The organism is Neoroseomonas terrae (genome assembly GCF_018129025.1).
GTDB classification, from domain to species: Bacteria; Pseudomonadota; Alphaproteobacteria; order Acetobacterales; family Acetobacteraceae; genus Neoroseomonas; species Neoroseomonas terrae.
In genome coordinates, this window is record NZ_JAAEDI010000013.1 from 53,004 (window position 1) to 70,653 (window position 17,650).

The 17,650-nt window shown below is 70.4% G+C and carries 19 protein-coding genes; 14 read left to right on the forward strand and 5 right to left on the reverse strand.

The genetic code is table 11. The annotated features are described in order from the left end of the window. Nucleotides 1-12: 12 nt before the first annotated feature. From cysQ to GXW78_RS13165, 3 genes are all read left to right on the forward strand, one after another. Nucleotides 13-783: a 3'(2'),5'-bisphosphate nucleotidase CysQ gene (gene cysQ, locus GXW78_RS13155; RefSeq protein ID WP_211869279.1), complete on the forward strand. Its 771-nt coding sequence runs from the start codon at nucleotides 13-15 to the stop codon at nucleotides 781-783. Then, on the forward strand, nucleotides 780-1,751 hold the full coding sequence (locus GXW78_RS13160) for an L-threonylcarbamoyladenylate synthase (protein ID WP_211869280.1): 972 nt from the start codon (nucleotides 780-782) through the stop codon (nucleotides 1,749-1,751). Before cysQ ends, GXW78_RS13160 begins: the two co-directional genes overlap by 4 nt. Before the next feature lie 79 nt (nucleotides 1,752-1,830). After that, a complete protein-coding gene (locus GXW78_RS13165; protein WP_211869281.1) occupies nucleotides 1,831-3,180 on the forward strand; it encodes an alpha/beta hydrolase family protein in 1,350 nt (449 codons plus the stop codon). A 12-nt stretch (nucleotides 3,181-3,192) separates the two neighbouring features. On the opposite strand, the gene GXW78_RS13170 is transcribed toward GXW78_RS13165, so the two are convergent. Further along, a complete protein-coding gene (locus GXW78_RS13170; RefSeq protein ID WP_211869282.1) occupies nucleotides 3,193-4,146 on the reverse strand; it encodes an alpha/beta fold hydrolase in 954 nt (317 codons plus the stop codon). Between the two features lie 110 nt (nucleotides 4,147-4,256). On the opposite strand from GXW78_RS13170, the gene GXW78_RS13175 reads away from it, so the two are divergent. Then, nucleotides 4,257-4,844: an HD domain-containing protein gene (locus tag GXW78_RS13175; protein ID WP_211869283.1), complete on the forward strand. Its 588-nt coding sequence runs from the start codon at nucleotides 4,257-4,259 to the stop codon at nucleotides 4,842-4,844. Between the two features lie 42 nt (nucleotides 4,845-4,886). After that, nucleotides 4,887-5,879: a Bug family tripartite tricarboxylate transporter substrate binding protein gene (locus GXW78_RS13180; RefSeq protein ID WP_211869284.1), complete on the forward strand. Its 993-nt coding sequence runs from the start codon at nucleotides 4,887-4,889 to the stop codon at nucleotides 5,877-5,879. Between the two features lie 42 nt (nucleotides 5,880-5,921). On the opposite strand, the gene GXW78_RS13185 is transcribed toward GXW78_RS13180, so the two are convergent. The 4 genes from GXW78_RS13185 to fabD form a co-directional block, all read right to left on the reverse strand. After that, a complete protein-coding gene (locus GXW78_RS13185; protein WP_211869285.1) occupies nucleotides 5,922-7,265 on the reverse strand; it encodes an RtcB family protein in 1,344 nt (447 codons plus the stop codon). 283 nt (nucleotides 7,266-7,548) lie between these two features. Next, nucleotides 7,549-7,917 carry a low affinity iron permease family protein gene (locus GXW78_RS13190; RefSeq protein ID WP_211869286.1) on the reverse strand — a complete coding sequence of 123 codons (369 nt, stop codon included), beginning with the start codon at nucleotides 7,915-7,917 and terminating at the stop codon, nucleotides 7,549-7,551. 107 nt (nucleotides 7,918-8,024) lie between these two features. Next, the gene (gene fabG, locus GXW78_RS13195; RefSeq protein ID WP_211869287.1) at nucleotides 8,025-8,765 is read right to left on the reverse strand and encodes a 3-oxoacyl-[acyl-carrier-protein] reductase; all 741 of its coding nucleotides are present in this window, start codon (nucleotides 8,763-8,765) and stop codon (nucleotides 8,025-8,027) included. A gap of 14 nt (nucleotides 8,766-8,779) precedes the next feature. Continuing rightward, nucleotides 8,780-9,739 carry an ACP S-malonyltransferase gene (gene fabD, locus GXW78_RS13200; protein ID WP_211869288.1) on the reverse strand — a complete coding sequence of 320 codons (960 nt, stop codon included), beginning with the start codon at nucleotides 9,737-9,739 and terminating at the stop codon, nucleotides 8,780-8,782. A gap of 604 nt (nucleotides 9,740-10,343) precedes the next feature. On the opposite strand from fabD, the gene rpsF reads away from it, so the two are divergent. From rpsF to alr, 9 genes are all read left to right on the forward strand, one after another. Then, entirely contained in the window at nucleotides 10,344-10,820 is a 477-nt protein-coding gene (gene rpsF / locus GXW78_RS13205) for a 30S ribosomal protein S6 (RefSeq protein ID WP_211869289.1), read from the forward strand. Between the two features lie 6 nt (nucleotides 10,821-10,826). Further along, the gene (gene rpsR / locus GXW78_RS13210) at nucleotides 10,827-11,105 is read left to right on the forward strand and encodes a 30S ribosomal protein S18 (protein WP_198370384.1); all 279 of its coding nucleotides are present in this window, start codon (nucleotides 10,827-10,829) and stop codon (nucleotides 11,103-11,105) included. Between the two features lie 26 nt (nucleotides 11,106-11,131). After that, on the forward strand, nucleotides 11,132-12,037 hold the full coding sequence (locus GXW78_RS13215) for a hypothetical protein (RefSeq protein WP_211869290.1): 906 nt from the start codon (nucleotides 11,132-11,134) through the stop codon (nucleotides 12,035-12,037). After that, on the forward strand, nucleotides 12,034-12,603 hold the full coding sequence (gene rplI / locus GXW78_RS13220; RefSeq protein ID WP_211869291.1) for a 50S ribosomal protein L9: 570 nt from the start codon (nucleotides 12,034-12,036) through the stop codon (nucleotides 12,601-12,603). Before GXW78_RS13215 ends, rplI begins: the two co-directional genes overlap by 4 nt. Before the next feature lie 199 nt (nucleotides 12,604-12,802). Beyond that, the gene (locus GXW78_RS13225; RefSeq protein WP_211869292.1) at nucleotides 12,803-14,017 is read left to right on the forward strand and encodes an SAM-dependent methyltransferase; all 1,215 of its coding nucleotides are present in this window, start codon (nucleotides 12,803-12,805) and stop codon (nucleotides 14,015-14,017) included. Then, nucleotides 14,014-14,391, forward strand: a complete 378-nt coding sequence (locus GXW78_RS13230) for a nuclear transport factor 2 family protein (RefSeq protein ID WP_211869293.1) — start codon at nucleotides 14,014-14,016, stop codon at nucleotides 14,389-14,391. Before GXW78_RS13225 ends, GXW78_RS13230 begins: the two co-directional genes overlap by 4 nt. A gap of 217 nt (nucleotides 14,392-14,608) precedes the next feature. Beyond that, nucleotides 14,609-16,123 carry a replicative DNA helicase gene (locus tag GXW78_RS13235; RefSeq protein ID WP_211869294.1) on the forward strand — a complete coding sequence of 505 codons (1,515 nt, stop codon included), beginning with the start codon at nucleotides 14,609-14,611 and terminating at the stop codon, nucleotides 16,121-16,123. Further along, a complete protein-coding gene (locus GXW78_RS13240) occupies nucleotides 16,116-16,580 on the forward strand; it encodes a GNAT family N-acetyltransferase (protein ID WP_211869295.1) in 465 nt (154 codons plus the stop codon). Before GXW78_RS13235 ends, GXW78_RS13240 begins: the two co-directional genes overlap by 8 nt. Then, nucleotides 16,577-17,650: an alanine racemase gene (alr, locus tag GXW78_RS13245; RefSeq protein WP_211869296.1), complete on the forward strand. Its 1,074-nt coding sequence runs from the start codon at nucleotides 16,577-16,579 to the stop codon at nucleotides 17,648-17,650. The genes GXW78_RS13240 and alr overlap by 4 nt, the downstream gene beginning before the upstream one ends.

The following is a 17,650-nucleotide window of genomic DNA, read 5'->3' on the forward strand; positions in this document are numbered from 1 at the left end:
CACACCCGCCGCATGGACGATGATGCCCTGCTCGCCCTCGCCACGCGCCTCGCCGACCAGGCCGCCGCCGCGATCAACGCCGTGCGTGCCGCGGGATTCGCCGTGGAACGCAAGACCGACCGGTCCCCGGTGACCGAAGCCGACCGCCTCGCCGAGGCGCTGATCGTCGAGGGGCTGCGCTCCGCCGCGCCGCACATTCCCGTCATCGCGGAGGAGGAGATCGAGGCCGGCACCGCGCCGACCGACCCGGGAACCCGCTTCTGGCTGGTCGACCCGCTGGACGGCACCCGCGAATTCGCCGCCGGACGCGACAATTTCACGGTGAATGTCGGGCTCGTGGAGGATGGCCGGGCGGTGCTCGGCGCCGTTGCGGTCCCGGCGACCGGGGAATTGTTTTGGGGCCGCGTCGGCGCCGGCGCCTGGAAGCGCGATGCCGGCGGCACACGGCCGATCGCCGTCCGTGCCGTGCCGCAACAGGGCGTCACCGTCATGGGCAGCCACCACTACCAGGACGACCCGCGCATGGACCGCTTCCTGGCGGGGCGGCGCGTGGCGCGGGTGGTGAATATCGGCTCGGCCGAGAAGTTCTGCCGCGTCGCGGAAGGCAGCGCCGATCTGTATCCGCGCTTCGGCCCGACCATGGAATGGGACACCGCGGCGCCGCAGGCAGTGCTGGAGGCCGCCGGCGGCACGCTGCGGCTGCTCGATGGCGGCGGGCCGCTGGTCTACGGCAAGGCCGGCTGGATCAACGCCGCTTTCGTCTGCGAAGGCCGGCAGCCGTGACGTTGCGCCTGGCTGCGGACCAGGCCGACCGCGCCGCGGCGCTGCTGCGGGCCGGCGACCTCGTCGCCTTCCCCACCGAGACGGTCTATGGCCTCGGCGCCGATGCACGGAACGCACGCGCCGTCGCCGCCGTCTTCGAGGCCAAGGGCCGCCCGCATTTCAACCCGCTGATCTGCCATTTCCCTGACGCCGAGGCCGCCTTCGCCGAGGTGCTGCCGGACGCCCGCGCCCGCGCGCTGGCCGAGGCCTTCTGGCCCGGCCCGCTGACCCTGGTGCTGCCGCGCCGGCCTGAATGCCGGGTGGACCTGCTGGCAGGCGCGGGGCTCGACACGCTGGCGGTGCGGGTGCCGGCGCACCCGGTCGCGCTCGCGCTGCTGCGTGCCGCCGCGGTGCCGGTGGCGGGCCCCTCGGCGAACCGCTCCGGCCAGGTCAGCCCGACCACGGCGGCGCATGTGCAGGACGGGCTCGGCGGCCGGATCGCGGCGGTGCTGGATGGCGGGCCCTGCGAGGTGGGCGTCGAGAGCAGCGTGCTCGACCTCGCCGCCGGCGGTGCGGCACTGCTGCGTCACGGCGGCGTGCCGGTCGAGGCGATCGAGGCGGTGATCGGCCCGGTCGCCCGCCCGATCCCGCTCTCCACCGCTGCCGCATCACGGAGCCTCCGCTCGCCCGGCATGATGCTGTCGCACTACGCGCCGTCCCTGCCCGTACGGCTCGAGGCACGGGAGGTCGCGTCGGATGAGGCGCTGCTCGCCTTCGGCCCGCCTCTGCCGGGCGCCGGCGCGGTCTGGCAGATGTCCGACGCGCGCGACCCGACGGAAGCGGCGACGCGGCTTTTTGCGGGGCTGCGCTGGCTGGATGCAGAAGGCGCGCGGCTCGGCCTGTCGCGCATCGCCGTGATGCCGGTGCCGATGGAGGGGCTTGGCGCGGCGATCAACGACCGGCTGACGCGCGCGGCCGCCCCGCGCTGACGGCAGGCTCAGCACGCATCGCCCTTCGTGATAGTGCCACGCGCGGACGCCGCGCCATCTTTTGCCGGAGACCGCGCACATGACCCTGCCGACGAGCTTCGCGCCGCGCCCCACGCGGCGACGCCTGCTGCACGCCGCCATGCTGTCCGCCGGCACGGGGGCCTTGCCGCGGCCCGCACTGGCGCAGGCCGCGGCAGCCGGCGCGCAGGCGCTGCAACTCGGCCCGCCAGCCACGCTGACGAAGGCACGGCTGGATAACCTGGTCGCCACCTGGCACGCCGCCTTCAACGCCGGGGACGTGCTGCGCCCCTTCAATCCGATGGTGCAGGGCGCGGGGGGCGACGTGGTGCTGCGCCTCATCACGACCAGGACGACCCTGCCCGGCACGGGCGAGAGCGTGCCCATCACCGGCCTGCTGGCCGTGCCGGCGGGCGCGCAGGGCCGCATTCCCGTCGTGTCGTGGCAGCATGGCACCATCTTCGGCGCGGAATCCGTACCGTCGAACCTCACGCGCGTCATCGATGCGGACTACGTGATGCGCGACGGCATCGATTCCGCCGAGACGCTGTTCAACATCCAGCGCCTCGCGTCCCACGGCTTCGCGGTGATCGCCGCCGACTATGTCGGCAAGGGCCCCTATGGGGCATATCGGCCCGAGGCCTATCTGGTCCGCGAGGTCTCGACGCAGACCTGCCTAGACATCCTCGATGCGGGCCTCGCGGGGCTGGGCGAGATCGGCCTCACGCCCGGTCCCCTGTTCCTCAATGGCTGGTCGCAAGGTGCGCTCAACACGCAATGGCTGGCGCAGACGCTGCAGCGCGATGGCCGCACCGCGCGCGGCGCGGCGGCGTCGAGCCCGTTCAACGACCTGAACGAGACGCTGCGCTACTGGACCGGCAATCTGAGCTACCCCGCCAGCGCCACGCCTTATCCGGCCGTGCCGGATTGGGGGACGCTTGCGATGGTGCTGATGCTCGGCAGCTATCAGGTCTGGTACGGCATGGGCGGGCTGATCGACGCCGCGATCCGCACGCAATTCCGCGCATCGGCCCTGACCTTCTGGAACACGCAGGCCATCGACATCGACCCCGCGATGTTCCCGAAGCCGGATGCGCTGCTGGCGGAAGGCTTCTTCGACCGCTTCACGGCCGATGTGGTGGCTGCCTTCCTGCGCCGCCTTGCCGCGAACCGCGCGACCTTCTGGGACTACGCCGCGCCCATGCGCCTGTTCTATGGGCTGGCGGACGAGGCGATCCATCCGGTCCTGGCGCGCCAGCCGCTGGCAGCCGGCGGCCGCAGGATCGACGGCGCGGCGGTGCCGAGCGGCACCCATCGCATCACCTTCCTCGCCAGCCTCTACGGCAGCGGCGATGAGGTCAGCGGCAAGCCGGACGTGCTCGAGTGGTTCCGATACCTGATGATCGACTGAAGCGGACCCCGCTCAGCGCCAAAGGCCCTTCGATGCCAGCCAGTCCTGCACCAGCGCCGCAACCTCGTCGCTGTTGCGGTCCATCATGATCATGTGGCTGTTGCCGCGGATGCCGCGCGCCGGCAGGTCCATCACATCGACGCTGCCGCCAGCCGCGCGCACCGCATCCGCGAAGGCGACGCCGTGGCCGCGGATGGTAGGCCAGCGCGCATCCTCCGCGATGTAGTCGCCGAAGATCATCAGCACCGGCACGCCGCGCAGGGCGGCGACCTTCTCCGCCAGCCCGACGGAGGCCGGTTCCACCAGCACCAGCGCGCGCACCTTGTCGGGCCACTCCTGCGCCGCGCGCCAGCCGAAGAACCCGCCCTGGCTGTGCGCCACCACCGCCGACGGCCCCACGCGATCGAGCAGCGCGCCATAGGCCGCGAGGATCATCTCATCCGTCGTGGTGAAGCGCGGCACGTTCTGCCGGATGAAGGCGCGCCAGGATTCCGGATCGGACGGGAACTGCTGACCGGGAAAGACGCGCCCTTCCTGCGGCGTGCCCGGCCCGATGCGGAACCGCAGCCAGGGATTCTCGAGCGGCCCGACGACCGGCGCGCCGCCCGTCTCCTCCGGGATGCGCGTCCAGCCGGCGCGGCCGCGCTCGACGGCATCGCCGACCACGACCTCCCACCCCTGGCGCAGGAAGAAGTGCTGCCAGCCCTCGCGCCCGTCGGGCGTCGTCTCCCAGCACGCACCCGTGAGCCCGCCGCCGTGCCACAGCATCAGCGGCACGGCGCCGCGCCGCGGCTCCGGCAGCATGAACTGCGCATACATCCCGCCGACCAGGTAGGTGCCATTCGGATCCAGCCGAGCCGGCGCACTGCCGGGCGTGTACAGCACCTCGCGCACCGCTTCCCCAGCGACACGCACCTCGCGACCGCCGACATGGAAGCTGCCCCAGCGTTGCAGGCTGACGCTCATCGATCGTTCCTCATGGCTGCGGCCGCAACCGTAGCAGGCTGCCTCCCCGCCGCCACTGGCCGGGCCAGGCAGGCGGCGTTAGCCTCCCGCGGATAACAAGGGGAAACGGCATGGCGCCCTATACGATCGACCGCGGCAGCAACTGGCGGCGCGAAGCGGTCGAGCAATGGCTGTTCGGCCTCGACCTCGTATCCCCTGCCCTGCGCACCGACATCGTCACCGCCTGGGTCAGCGCCTGGGCCTCCAGCCCCTACGACACGCTGGAGGCAATGCCCTTCACGCCGGACGCCCCGGACTATCCGCTGATGTCGCACGTCAACGACGTGACGCGCACGGGCATCGACCTCGCGAAGCGCGCGGCGGCCGATTGGGGCGACAGGATCGACCTCGAGGTGCTGGTCCCCATCCTCATCCTGCATGATGTCGACAAGCCGCTGCTCTATGTCCGCAAGGATGGCGGCGCGATGTACTCGCAGCTTGCCGGGGAACTGCCGCATGGCGTGATCGGCGCGATGCTGCTGAAGGATCTCGGCTTCGCCCACGGCATCGTCAGCACGGTCGCGACGCACGCCACCAACGCGCCATTCCACGGCAGCAGCTTCGAGGCCTACGTCCTGCACTATGCGGACCTCTTCTCGGCCGACCATGCCTTCATGACCTGCGGCAAGACGCCCTTCTACCGCCGGCACAGATCCTGACGGCGGGAACCGCCGCGCCAGACGACCCAGGAGGAAACGACAATGAATGGCAATGACAAGGCGGGCATGCTGTCCCGCCGGATGCTGGTCTCAGCGGCCAGTCTCGGCGCGCTGCATGCGCCGGGCGTCCATGCCCAAGGGGCCGAGTGGCCGACGCGCGCGGTGCGCGTCATCGTCCCCTGGCCGCCGGGCGGCACGGCGGACAGCGTCGCGCGCGTGCTCTTCGCCGAGGCCTCGCAGCGCGCCGGCCAGCAATTCGTCATCGACAACCGCACCGGCGCCACAGGCATGATCGGTAGCGCAGCGGTCGCGACGGCCGCACCCGACGGCACGACGATCCTCTACGGCACCACGCCGCTGTCGACCGCCGTGCTGTTCCCGCAGCTCACCTTCGACCCGAAGCGGGACCTGATGCCGGTGTGGCAGTCCATCACCGTGCCGCAGCTCATGCTCGCCCACCCGTCGGTCCAGGCGCGCAGCGTCGCCGAAGTGATCGCCGATGCGAAGGCACGGCCGGGGACGCAGAACTGGGCCTCGGCCGGCAGCGGCGGCGTGCAGCACCTGTCGATGGAGCTTTTCGCGCGCCGCGCCGGCATCCAGGTGAACCACGTCCCGTATCGCGGCGGCGGGCCGGCCACCAACGACCTGATCGCCGGCCAGGTCAGCTTCTACCTGGGCAATGCCGACACCGCGATCCCGCAGGTGCGCGCCGGCGCCCTGAAGGCGCTGTGCCACACCGGGCGCGAGAGGCTCGCCGCCCTGCCCGACCTGCCGGCGCTGTCGGACACGCTGCCGGGCTTCGAGACCTATGAATGGAACGGCGTGTTCGTGCCGAAGGGCACGTCGCCGGACGTGATCGTGCGGCTCAACCGCCTGATGAACGAGACGCTGGCGACGCCCGCGGTTGCCGAACGGCTGCGCAGCCTGGAACTGCAGGCGCGGCAGAACACACCTGAGCAGTTCGCGACGTTCTTCGACGAACAGACCACGCGCTGGACCGCCTTCATCCGCGAGGCGAACATCCGGCTGGAGTAGCGGCGGCACCGGGGCGGGCATGGCACCCGCCCCGGATCACGCTCAATCCTTGAAGGGATCGAACTCGCCCGCTCCCGCCATCGCGACGGCGAAGGGCCGCAGGCGATGCAGCACCCGCACCGTATCGCCCTGCGCCGCCAGCACATCCGGCAGACGACGATAGGCCATCGGGCTTTCATCGACATCGCCGCCCGAGAGCAGCACGCCGCGTTCCCGCAGCCAGTCGCGCATCTGGTCCCGCGTGAAGCGGCGATGCGCCTCCTTGCGGCTCGTCACGCGACCGGCGCCATGGATGGTGGAGTAGAGCGCGGCGCGCGACGCCTCGCTCTCCACCCCTTCCAGGATCACCGCGTCGTCGCCCATCGAGCCGCCGACGAAGCCGCGCTGGCCTGGGAAGGCCGGCGTCGCCCCCTTGCGCACCACCCACAGGTCGCGGTCGCCGTGCCGTTCCTTCCAGGCGTAGTTGTGGTGGTTGTGCACGCTGTCCGTGACGACGCCGCCGACGATCGCGCGCACGCGCTCCACCACCCATTCCCGCCCGGCATGGGCGTAGCGGCCGGCAAGCTCCATCGCGGCGATGTAGCGCTCGCCGAGTTCGGACCCCTCATCGACCACCGTCGGCGGCACATGCATGCCATCCCGCCCGCCGGCCGCCTTCAGGTATCGCGTGGCGGAGGTGTGCCCCAGCCCGCGCGACCCGAAATGCACGCCGATCCACACGAAGCCGGCCTCGTCCTCGAACAGGTCCACATAGTGGTTGCCCGAGCCGACCGTGCCGAGCTGCGCCACCGCCTTCTGGCGATAGTCGCGCATGCCCGAAGCGTGCCACGCCTCGTTGTCGTCCAGCACCTCATGCTCGACGCGCGCGGCATTCACGCGGCCGACACCGAAGGAGATCGTCCGCCGGATGCCGGCGAGGATGTCGGGCACGCTCTCGCGGATCCGCGCGGCCGGCATGTCGAGCCGCACCGCGAGGTTGCCGCAGCCGATGTCGAAGCCGACGCCGGAGATGCTGACCTGGCCCTCATACGCGATGACGCCGCCGACGGGCTGCGCGTAGCCGAGATGCCCGTCCGCGCACAGCGTCGCGGCAACCGTGTTGCCGACACGCAGGCAGTTGCGCATCTGCTCGACGGTGATCGGTTCGTGCTCACCGAAGACATGCAGCGGCGCATCGCGATAGGCCGCCGGCTGCGCAGCCATGATCTCGGCCTCGCGCGCCTTCGCCGCATCGCGCCGCGCATCCCGCGCGGCGTCGCGGAACTGCGTCCAGGTCGGCATGGTCTTGCCGGGCTTGTCGGGGTTAGGGATGCGCGCCTCGGGGTCGATACCGGCCGCCGTGGCCAGTTCGCGCGCAGACGCCTCCAGCGGGTCGGAGCGACGCATGGGGATACTCCAGATTGTCGTAGTCCAGGGGAGAAGGCGGCGCCGGAGGCGCCGCGGGTGTGTCAGGCGAGGACGGGTTGCGGCTTCGCTGAGCCGAACAGCCCATCGCGCAGCCGCAGTTTCCGTCCGGGCATTGATCCGGCGGTATTGCAGGCGACGACGATGCGAGGCGCTGTCGGCGACATGGGTGACACACGAAATCCCGGCGGAGGGAGTTCCGCCGAGGGCGCTGCGGATACGCGAATCGATCCCGGCAATGCAAGGGCAAAAGCGGCGCTAGGCATCAGCGCGCGCCGGGTGCCGAATCCCGCAGCGTGTCGAAGCGCCGCTTCACGACGTCGAGCTGCTCCTCGGTGCTGTCCTCGAGCGAGATCATCCGGTCCTCCGCGCCCTGCGTGGCGCGGATCAGCTCATCGAGCTTCAGCTGCAGCGCGCGCGTGTCGCGGTTCTGCGTGTTCTGCATCAGGAACACCATCAGGAAGGTGACGATGGTCGTGCTCGTATTGATGATGAGCTGCCAGGTATCCGAGAAGCCGAAGAACGGCCCCGAGAGCATCCATACCAGGATCAGCGCGAGGGCGCCGAGGAAGGTCGAGGCGCAGCCGGCCCGGTGGCCCGCCCATTGCGCCACGGCCTCGAACATCTTGGACATCGGCAGTCTCCGATCATGCCGGCGGCGCCACCGCGGCAGACCTGAAACATGCCGGCGCGGTCGCGGTTGCGTGACGAATTGGTCACGCAGATCCGCGACGCGGCGCGTCAGACCATCGCCATCCCGCCATTCACATGGATGGTCTGGCCCGTGACCCAGCCTGCCTCGTTCGACGCCAGGTACACGACCGCCGCCGCAATATCCTCCGGCGAGCCCATGCGCTGCGTCGGGATGCGCGACAGCAGCGCGGTCTTCTGCGCATCGCCCAGCACATCGGTCATCGCCGTCTTCACGAAGCCCGGCGCGACCACGTTCACGGTCACGCCGCGCGTCGCGACTTCCTGCGCCAGCGACTTCGACATGCCGATCAGCCCGGCCTTCGCCGCCGCGTAGTTCGCCTGCCCCGCATTGCCCGTGACGCCGACGATCGACGCGATGGAGACGATCCGGCCCGTCCGCTTCTTCATCATCCCGCGCAGCGCCGCGCGCGCCAGGCGGAAGGGCGCGGTCAGGTCGACCTCCAGCACTGCGTTCCAGTCGCTGTCGCCCATGCGCAGCGCCAGCATGTCGCGCGTGAAGCCGGCATTGTTCACCAGGATGTCGAGGCCGCCGGCCTCGCCCTCGATCTTCTCGACCAGCGCGGCCGGCGCCGCGGGGTCGGACAGGTCGGCCGGCGCGACGATCACGCGCGCGCCGCCCAGCGCCTCCGCAACGCGGGCGAGCTCCGCCTCCCGCCGCCCAGTGATCGCGACCGTCGCACCCTGCCTGTGCAGCGCCGTCGCGATGGCCTCGCCGATGCCGCCCGTGGCACCCGTGACGAGGGCGGTCTTGCCGGTCAGGTCGAACATGCGCGTTGGTCTCCTCAGAGCGACTTCAGGAAGGCTTCGACATCCGCCGGCGAGCCGATGGCGAGCGCCGTCGCCTCCGGCGCGTTGCGCTTCATCAGCCCGGTCAGCACCTTGCCCGCGCCGGTCTCGACGAACCGGTCGCAGCCCATCGCGGCCATGGCGGCCACGCATTCGCGCCAGCGCACCGTGCCGGTCACCTGGCGCACCAGCAGGTCACGGATCTCGGCCGGCTCACTGGCCTTGGCGGCGGTGACGTTCGCCACCACCGGCACCAGCGGCGCGCGCAGCTCGGCCTTCGCCAGCGCCTCGGCCATCGCATCCGCCGCCGGCGCCATCAGCGCGCAATGGAAGGGGGCGGAAACCGGCAGCAGCATGGCGCGCTTCACGCCCTCCGCCTTCGCGATCTCGATCGCCCGTTCCACCGCCGCCTTGGCGCCGGAGATCACCACCTGCCCGCCGCCATTGTCGTTGGCAGCCTCGACCACCTCCGCCACACCCGTCTCGGGGTCGGCGGCGGCCTTCTCGCAGATGGCCCGCGCCTGCTCGAGCTCGGCTCCGAGCAGCGCGGCCATGGCGCCCGTGCCCGCCGGCGTCGCCTTCTGCATCGCCTCCCCGCGTAGGCGCAGCAGCCGGGCGGCGGTCGCGATGTCGAAGGCGCCGGCCGCAGTCAGCGCGCTGTACTCGCCGAGCGAGTGCCCGGCGACCAACGCGACCCGCTCGGCGAGCACGAATCCGCCCTCCGCCTCCAGCGCACGCACCACGGCCAGCGAATGCGCCATCAGCGCCGGCTGGGCGTTGGCCGTGAGTGTCAGCTCCTCCTGCGGGCCTTCCCACATCAGCTTCGAGAGCTTCTGGGACAGCGCGTCGTCCACTTCCTGGAAGACGTGGCGGGCGGCGGGGAAGGCTTCGGCGAGGTCGCGGCCCATGCCGACGGCCTGGCTGCCCTGGCCGGGGAAGACGAAGGCGGTAGCCATGTCTGCGCGTTTCCGTGTTGTGTCAGTCGATCTGGATGGGCGGATTGCGGCGCGGGCACGCGGTTGTCAACGGCGGGCCGCCTATATCGCCGGGACGTTCCATACGCGATGTCGGGACTGCTGCAACGCAGGCGAAGGCTCGGCCGGGCTTCCTCGCCCACCCGCACAATGCGGACTACAAAGCGATCTCCGGTTATGCACGGGCTTTCGCCCTGAAGACCCTGAGGGCCGGACACGCCGGATCGGCGCGGACGACCCCGAACTCCTGGCGCTGTCCAAGGCGATCCGCGAGCCCGGTTTCTAACGGGACAGGTGGGGCCAGAGGATCAGCGCGAACAGGTCGCCTTGGTAGAATGGGGGCGCAGTTGCAGTCGGCCGCTGCGCCACGCATCCATTCCTACCGGCCCGCCGCGCCAGACTTGTCCCCGGAGACGCCATCTGAGCGGACGGCTGAGTCCCGCCCGCTTTCGGTTTCGTCCTTGAAATCGGCGCAGACCCGTGCTTTACGCCCCCCTCCCCTGCCGGGCGCAAGGCAAGCGCCCGGCTATGCCCGTTTGCGCGCTCCATTCCGGAGCCAGGGCTGAGACAGCCACAGGGAGATCACATGCCGCTCTATGAATGCGTGTTCATCGCGCGCAACGACGTCACCCAGCAGCAGGTCGAGGCGATCGCCGAGCAGGTCGCGACCCTCATCACCGAGGGCGGCGGCGAGGTGAAGAAGCGCGAGTACTGGGGCCTGCGCGGCCTCGCCTACAAGATCAAGAAGAACCGCAAGGCGCATTACATGCTCCTCGGTATCGACGCGCCGGGCACCGCCCTGCCGGAAGTCGAGCGTCAGCTCGGCCTGAACGAGGACGTGCTGCGCTCGCTCACGATCCGCGTCGAGGCGATCGACGAAGCGCCCTCCGCCGTTCTCGCGAAGCGCGGCGACGACCGTGAGCGCGACCGCGGCTTCCGTGGCCCGCGCCCGGCTGGCCGGTTCGGCTCCGGCCGCGGCGGCCGTGAGCGCAGCGACGACCGCGAGGAATTCCGTGCCCGCCCGCGGGACGAGATGGATGGCCCCGGCGGGGCCGAGGAGTAAGCCAGCATGTCCGAATCGACCGACCTGACCCCCGCTGGCCGTCGCCCGGCCGTCGGCGCGCGCCGCCCCTTCTACCGGCGCAAGAAGTCCTGCCCCTTCTCCGGGCCGCAGGCGCCGAAGATCGACTACAAGGACGTCCGCCTGCTGTCCCGCTTCCTGAGCGAGCGCGGCAAGATCGTCCCGTCCCGCATCACGGCGGTGTCCGGCAAGAAGCAGCGCGAATTGGCCCAGGCCATCAAGCGCGCCCGCTTCCTGGCGCTGCTGCCCTACGTCATCAACGACTGATCTCGTAGGGACCGGGGCTATCGGCCATGGGCAGCGTGCTCGGCAATCCGCGTTGGCTGGCGGGAATGGCGGCGGGTCTTACCGCCGCCATCCTCTCGCTATGGGCCATGCGCGGCCTGCCGCTCGGCTTCGCGGCCTTCTGGCTGACGCCGCTGCCGCTCTTCGCCGCGGGGCTGGGCTTCGGCTCGGGCGCCATGGCGACGGCGGCCGCGATCGGGGCGCTGATCCACGTCGCGCTGGCCGGCATGCTGCCGGCAGCGGTGTTCCTCGGCGCCTTCGCCGCACCGGCGCTGCTGATGGTCGCCTTCGGCTACCGCCAGGGGCGCATCGACCCCGGGCCGCCGCTCGCGGTGCTCGGGATCTGGCCGGCCATCCTCGTCATCCTGGCCGGCTTCGCCCTCTCGGGCGCGCCCGACGGGCTTGAAGGGGCTATCCGCGCCGCTGTCGTCGACGGGCTGGCCCGCATGGGCTCATCCCCGGCGCAGGTGCCGGTGCAGCCACTGGTGCAGGTGATGGCTGCGGCCCTCGGCTTCTGGGCGGCGGTCTCGCTCTCGGTCAACGGTGCGGCGGTGCAGTCGGCCCTGGCGCGGAGCGGCCTCGCTTTGGCGCCGACGCCGCGCTGGAGCACGGTGCGGCTGCCCGGCTGGTACCCTGTCCTGCCCGGCATCGGCGCGGCCGTCTGGCTCGCCTTCGGCGGGGACGGCGACGTCGTCCTGCTGTCGGTCCTGCTGCTGCTGCTCCTGCCGGTTTTCCTGCAGGGCATCGCCGCGGTGCACCGCCGCTCGATCGGGCGGCCTGGCCGCCAGTTCATGCTCGGCACCTTCTACGTCGGGCTAGTCATCCTCAGCGTGCCGGCCGCCATCGCGGTGACGGCCTTCGGTTTCTACGAGCAATGGGGGCGGCGCACGAGCCCGCCCGGAGGCACAACATGATCGAACTCATCCTGATGCAGCGCGTCGACAAGCTCGGCCAGATGGGCGAGCTGGTGAAGGTCCGTCCCGGCTACGCGCGCAACTTCCTGCTCCCCTCGGGCAAGGCGATCCGCGCCAACAAGGACAACCTCGCCCGCTTCGAGCGCGAGCGCGCCCAGCTGGAAGCGCAGAACATCAAGCGCCGCGAGGAAGCCGAGCGCGTCGGCGAGCGCGTCCACGGCCTGACGATCACCATCATCCGCCAGGCGGGTGAGAGCGGTGCGCTCTACGGCTCCGTCTCGACCCGCGACATCGCCGAGGGCTGCACCGCGGCGGGCCTGACCGTCGGCCGCGACCAGGTGCTGCTCGGCCACGCGATCAAGTCGGTCGGCCTCGCCACCGTGCAGGTCGCCCTGCACCCGGAGGTCTCGATCCCAGTGACGGTCAACGTCGCCCGGTCGGTCGAGGAAGCCGAGAAGCAGGCGCGCGGCGAGCGCGTCGAGGACGAGGACGAGGCCGAGGCGGCGAGCCTCGAGGCCGAGCTCGCGGCCGAGCTGGCCGCCGGCCAGGCCGACGCCGACCGCTGAGCATAAGACCCGGATAGGGGGCACGACCCCCCTATCCGGCGGCGACGGGCCCTCCCCGCACGGCAACGCGAAGCGTGCCCCTGTCCGGGCGGCGCGATCCTGCAGCGAAACGACCCGGCCGACCCTGCCATGCGGCAATCGGGTCTTTTCGGAGACATGCCGGGTCTGCAATGCTTCCTCCATGCCAGGAGGAGCTTGCATGCTGTTCCACCTTGCTCTGACGCGTCTGATCCGCCACGGCCACCTGACCGTCACCTTCCCCGACGGGACCGTGCGGGAGTATCGCGGCGGGCCGGGCCCCCGGGCCGCGATGCGAATTACCACCCGCCGCGCCCTCCGCGGCATGACCTTCAACCCCGCTTTGGCGCTGGGCGAAGGCTACATGGCCGGCGAGATCCGGCCCGAGGGCTGCTCCATCTTCGCCCTGCTCGAGCTGCTCGTCCTCAACATGATGGAGGGCGGCACCCATCCGGCCGAGCGCGTGATGGAGCTCCTCCGACTGTTCCGGCGGCGCTTCGACCAGCTCAACCCCGCCGGCCGGTCGCGACGCAACGTCGCCCATCATTACGACCTGAACGGCCGGCTCTATTCGCTCTTCCTCGACCGCGACCGGCAATATTCGTGCGCCTACTTCGCTACCGGCAGCGAGACGCTGGAAGAAGCGCAGGTCGCGAAGAAGCGCCATATCGCCGCGAAGCTGAAGCTCGACCGGCCCGACCTCGAGGTGCTCGACATCGGCTGCGGCTGGGGCGGCATGGCCCTCACGTTAGCGCGGGACTGGGGGGCGCGCGTCACCGGCATCACGCTTTCGCAAGAACAGCTCGCCGTCGCCCGCCAGCGCGCCGAGGAGGCGGGCCTCACCGACCGCGTTCGCTTCGAGATGATGGACTACCGCCGCTGGGCCACGCCGGTCGACCGGGTCGTTTCGGTCGGCATGTTCGAGCATGTCGGCATCGACCATTTCCGCCGCTTCTTCAGCACAATCCGCGGCGCGATGAAGGAGGACGGCGTCGCGCTGATCCACGCCATCGGGCGCTCCGACGGGCCGGGTTCCACCAATCCGTGGCTCGCGAAATACATCTTCCCCGGGGGCTATTCCCCCGCCCTGTCCGAGGTGCTGCCGGCGATCGAGAAGGCGAAGCTGTGGGTCACCGACCTCGAGGTCCTGCGCCTGCATTACGCGATGACGATCGCCCATTGGCGCGCCCGCTTCGCCGGCAATCGCGACGCCATCGCCAGCCTGACCGACGAACGCTTCTGCCGGATGTTCGAATTCTACCTGGCCGGGGCGGAACTGTCCTTCCGCTGCATGGGCCACATGAACTGGCAGGTGCAGCTCGCTCGCCGCGTGGACGCGCTGCCGCTGGCACGCGACTACATGCTGGAGGCGGAACGGGCATCGGCGCCGGCGTGACCGCAACGGATGACATACGGCGCCTGTTGGAAGCTAAGGCACAAGCCCTCGTCGCGCGGGAGGCCGGGGACCTGGGCAGGCTGATCCATGGCGACTTCGTCTACGTCAATGCGGGCGGCCGGACCTTCGACAAGACCGCCTATCTCGAAACCTACTGCACGTCCGGGAAGGTGGTGTTCGCCCAGCAGCGCTTTACCGATCTCGACGTCAGGTTGATTGACGGTGTCGCGGTGGCCACCGTCCTGATCGACGACGAATTCAGGACTGGCGAGCGAAGGGTAAGCGGCCGCTACCGGTCGCTTTGCGTGTTCATCCGTGCGCCGGGAGGCTGGCTCTGGGCCGCCGGCCAGACAATGACGGCAGGGGTCACGTAGGGCCGCTCGGGCTCGCGAAAAGTCGTTCCGCAGGAATCGAATACAGACTTCTGACGCGCCGATAGGAACCGGCGCCGGGTCAAGGTTCCGAAGGCCTTCCGGCCCTTGCCGACGGCGAGGTGTGGAGAGCCCTTTTTCAATCACCCCCGTTATCCACCGCCATCCACAGGCCCTCCCCCCGCGCCAGACTCGCGCCGCCGCGCTACACTGCCCGACGATGAACAGCTTCGACGCAACGCCACACCAGGACGGCCTGCTCGGCCTGTCCCAACGCCTGCCGCCGGCCAATCTGGAGGCCGAGCAGGCCCTGCTCGGCGCGTTGCTCGCCAACAACAAGGCCTATGAACGGGTCTCCGAGTTCCTCGCCGCCGAACACTTCGCCGATTCGATCCATGGCCGCATCTACCAGGCCATCCAACGGCGGGTGGAGGCAGGCCAGCTTGCCGACGTCGTCACCCTGCGGGCGGAATTCGAGCATTCGGGCCTGCTCGCGGAAGCCGGCGGCCCCGGCTACCTCGCGCAGCTCCTCTCGGCGATGGTCGGCATCATCAATGCCGGCGAGTACGGCAAGGTCATCTACGACGCGTACCTGCGGAGGCAACTGATCGACCTCGGTGAGGTCGTGGTGAACCGCGCCTTCGGCGCGGAACCGGAACTCGACGCGAAGCAGCAGCTCGAATCGGCGGAACAGGCGCTGTTCGACCTGGCGAAGGAAGGCGGCGCGGGGGATGGCGGCTTCGTCTCCTTCGAACGCGCGCTGACCATCGCGGTCCAGCATGCCGAGAAGGCCTTCAGCACGCCGGGCGGCGTGTCCGGCCTGAGCACGGGGCTGCGCGACCTCGATGCCAAGATGGGCGGCCTGCATCCGTCGGACCTGATGATCGTCGCGGGGCGGCCCGGCATGGGCAAGACAGCGCTCGCGACCAAGATCGCCTTCGGCGCCGCCAAGGCCATCCTGCGCGAGGCGCGCGAGAAGGACCCCAACGCCGTGCCCAGGGGCGGCTGCGCGATCTTCTCCCTGGAAATGAGCGCCGACCAGCTCGCGACCCGTCTGCTGTCCGAGGAATCACGCATCTCCGGCGACCGCATCCGGCGTGGCGAGATCGGCCAGCGCGACTTCGACCGGTTCGTGGAGGTCAGCCGCGACATCGCCGCCCTGCCGCTGTGGATCGACGACACGCCGGCCATCACCATCTCCGCGCTGCGCACGCGCTGCCGGCGGCTGAAGCGCACCAAGGGACTCGATCTGGTCGTCGTGGACTACCTCCAGCTCATGCGCCCCGCTGCGGGAACGCGGCCGGAAAGCCGCGTGCTAGAAATCTCGATGATCACGCAGGGGCTGAAGGCGATCGCGAAGGAATTGTCGATCCCGGTGATCGCGCTGTCGCAGCTCTCGCGCGCCGTGGAATCGCGGGAGGACAAGCGGCCGCAGCTTTCCGACCTTCGTGAATCCGGCTCGATCGAACAGGACGCGGACTCCGTCATGTTCGTCTATCGCGACGACTACTATCTCGCCCAGCGCGCGCCCAAGGAACTGACCTTCGACAATCCGGAGAAGTTCCACGAGGCTGTCGACAAGTGGCAGAAGGACATGGAGATGGCGCACAACAAGGCGGAGCTGATCATCGCCAAGCAGCGCCACGGCCCGACCGGCACGATCAAGCTGTTCTTCGAGGCGGAGTTCACCCGCTTCGGCGACCTCGACACCCATCATGACGAGCATCATGACTGACGCACCCACGGTCCGGCCGGCACGGCCGGAGGATTACGACGCCTGGCTGCCGCTCTGGCTCGGCTACAACGCCTTCTACGGCCGCGAAGGCGCGACGGCACCGGCCGAGGCGATCACCCGCGTGACCTGGGCCCGCTTCTTCGATGCGCTGGAACCGATGGACTGCCTGGTGGCGGAGGTCGATGGGCGCCTCGTCGGCCTCGCCCATCTCATCTTCCACCGCAACACCATCCTGGCGGGTAGCACCTGCTACCTCCAGGACCTGTTCGCCGCGCCCGACCTGCGCGGCCGCGGCGTCGGCCGCGCGCTGATCGAAGCGCTCTACGCGCACGCAAAGGCCAAGGGCGCGGAGCGCGTCTACTGGCACACGCATGAGACCAACGCGACGGCGCGCCTTCTCTACGACCGCGTCGCGACGCATGCCGGCTTCCTGCTCTACAGCAAGGCTCTTGGATGAAGGCCACGCTGACCATCGACCTGCCGGCCATCGTCGCGAACTGGCGGGATCTCGCCGCGCGCGGCGCGCCTGGCGCGGTGGCGGGCGTCGTGAAGGCCGATGGCTACGGCCTGGGCGCCGCCGAGGTCGGTCGCGCATTGCGCGATGCCGGCTGCCGGCATTTCTTCGTCGCCCTGCCGGCCGAAGGCATGGCGCTCCGCGCGGCACTCGGCGCCGGCCCGATGATTGGCGTACTCGGTGGCTTCGCGCCCGGCGCGGACGGGGACGCGGCGCTGACGCCGGTGCTGAATTCCCTTGGCGACGTCACTGCCCATGCCGCGGCGGCGCGCGTGGCCGGCGTGGCGCGTCGCGCCATCCTCCATGTCGATACCGGCATGGCGCGGCTTGGCCTCGATGCCGGCGAACTCGCGCGCGTCACTCAGGACCACGGCCTGCTCGCCGGGCTCGATCTCCTCTATGTGATGACGCATCTCGCCTGCGCGGACGAACCCGGCAACCTGATGAACGCGGCCCAGGCAACCCGCTTCGCGGCGGCCTGCGCGGGGCTGCCCGCCATGCGCCGTTCATTGGCCAACTCCTCCGGCCTCTTCCTCGGACCGGGCTTCGCCTCAGACCTCGCCCGGCCGGGCTGCGCGCTCTACGGCATCAACCCGACGCCGGACCATCCGAACCCGATGCGCGGGGTCCTGCGGCTCGACGCCCCGGTGCTTCAGGTGCGGGACATCCCCGCCGGCACCCCCGTCGGATACGGCGCCACCTGGTCCGCCCCGCGCCCCACGCGCATCGCAACGGTTGCCGTTGGCTATGCGGATGGCTACCTGAGGAGCCTGTCCGGCCGCGCCGTCGCCGATTTCCGCGGCCGGTCGGTTCCCCTCGTGGCGCGAGTATCCATGGATCTGACCACCTTCGACGTGACCGACTTGCCGGAGATCGCCGCGGGCGACCGCCTGACGCTGATCGGCGGCGACGGGTGCAGCGCCGATGAGGTTGCCGCCCGCGCGGGCACGATCGGTTATGAGGTGCTCACCAGCCTCGGCGCGCGCTATGCGCGTGAGTATCGGCGGGGCTGA

Bases quoted from the DNA above. Each gene is read 5' to 3' on its own strand.
- cysQ (WP_211869279.1), top strand. From the start codon at position 13: ATGGACGATGATGCCCTGCTCGCCCTCGCCACGCGCCTCGCCGACCAG.
- GXW78_RS13165 (WP_211869281.1), top strand. From the start codon at position 1,831: ATGACCCTGCCGACGAGCTTCGCGCCGCGCCCCACGCGGCGACGCCTG.
- GXW78_RS13170 (WP_211869282.1), bottom strand. From the start codon at position 4,146: ATGAGCGTCAGCCTGCAACGCTGGGGCAGCTTCCATGTCGGCGGTCGC.
- GXW78_RS13175 (WP_211869283.1), top strand. From the start codon at position 4,257: ATGGCGCCCTATACGATCGACCGCGGCAGCAACTGGCGGCGCGAAGCG.
- GXW78_RS13180 (WP_211869284.1), top strand. From the start codon at position 4,887: ATGAATGGCAATGACAAGGCGGGCATGCTGTCCCGCCGGATGCTGGTC.
- GXW78_RS13185 (WP_211869285.1), bottom strand. From the start codon at position 7,265: ATGCGTCGCTCCGACCCGCTGGAGGCGTCTGCGCGCGAACTGGCCACG.
- GXW78_RS13190 (WP_211869286.1), bottom strand. From the start codon at position 7,917: ATGTCCAAGATGTTCGAGGCCGTGGCGCAATGGGCGGGCCACCGGGCC.
- fabG (WP_211869287.1), bottom strand. From the start codon at position 8,765: ATGTTCGACCTGACCGGCAAGACCGCCCTCGTCACGGGTGCCACGGGC.
- fabD (WP_211869288.1), bottom strand. From the start codon at position 9,739: ATGGCTACCGCCTTCGTCTTCCCCGGCCAGGGCAGCCAGGCCGTCGGC.
- rpsF (WP_211869289.1), top strand. From the start codon at position 10,344: ATGCCGCTCTATGAATGCGTGTTCATCGCGCGCAACGACGTCACCCAG.
- rpsR (WP_198370384.1), top strand. From the start codon at position 10,827: ATGTCCGAATCGACCGACCTGACCCCCGCTGGCCGTCGCCCGGCCGTC.
- GXW78_RS13215 (WP_211869290.1), top strand. From the start codon at position 11,132: ATGGGCAGCGTGCTCGGCAATCCGCGTTGGCTGGCGGGAATGGCGGCG.
- rplI (WP_211869291.1), top strand. From the start codon at position 12,034: ATGATCGAACTCATCCTGATGCAGCGCGTCGACAAGCTCGGCCAGATG.
- GXW78_RS13225 (WP_211869292.1), top strand. From the start codon at position 12,803: ATGCTGTTCCACCTTGCTCTGACGCGTCTGATCCGCCACGGCCACCTG.
- GXW78_RS13235 (WP_211869294.1), top strand. From the start codon at position 14,609: ATGAACAGCTTCGACGCAACGCCACACCAGGACGGCCTGCTCGGCCTG.
- GXW78_RS13240 (WP_211869295.1), top strand. From the start codon at position 16,116: ATGACTGACGCACCCACGGTCCGGCCGGCACGGCCGGAGGATTACGAC.
- alr (WP_211869296.1), top strand. From the start codon at position 16,577: ATGAAGGCCACGCTGACCATCGACCTGCCGGCCATCGTCGCGAACTGG.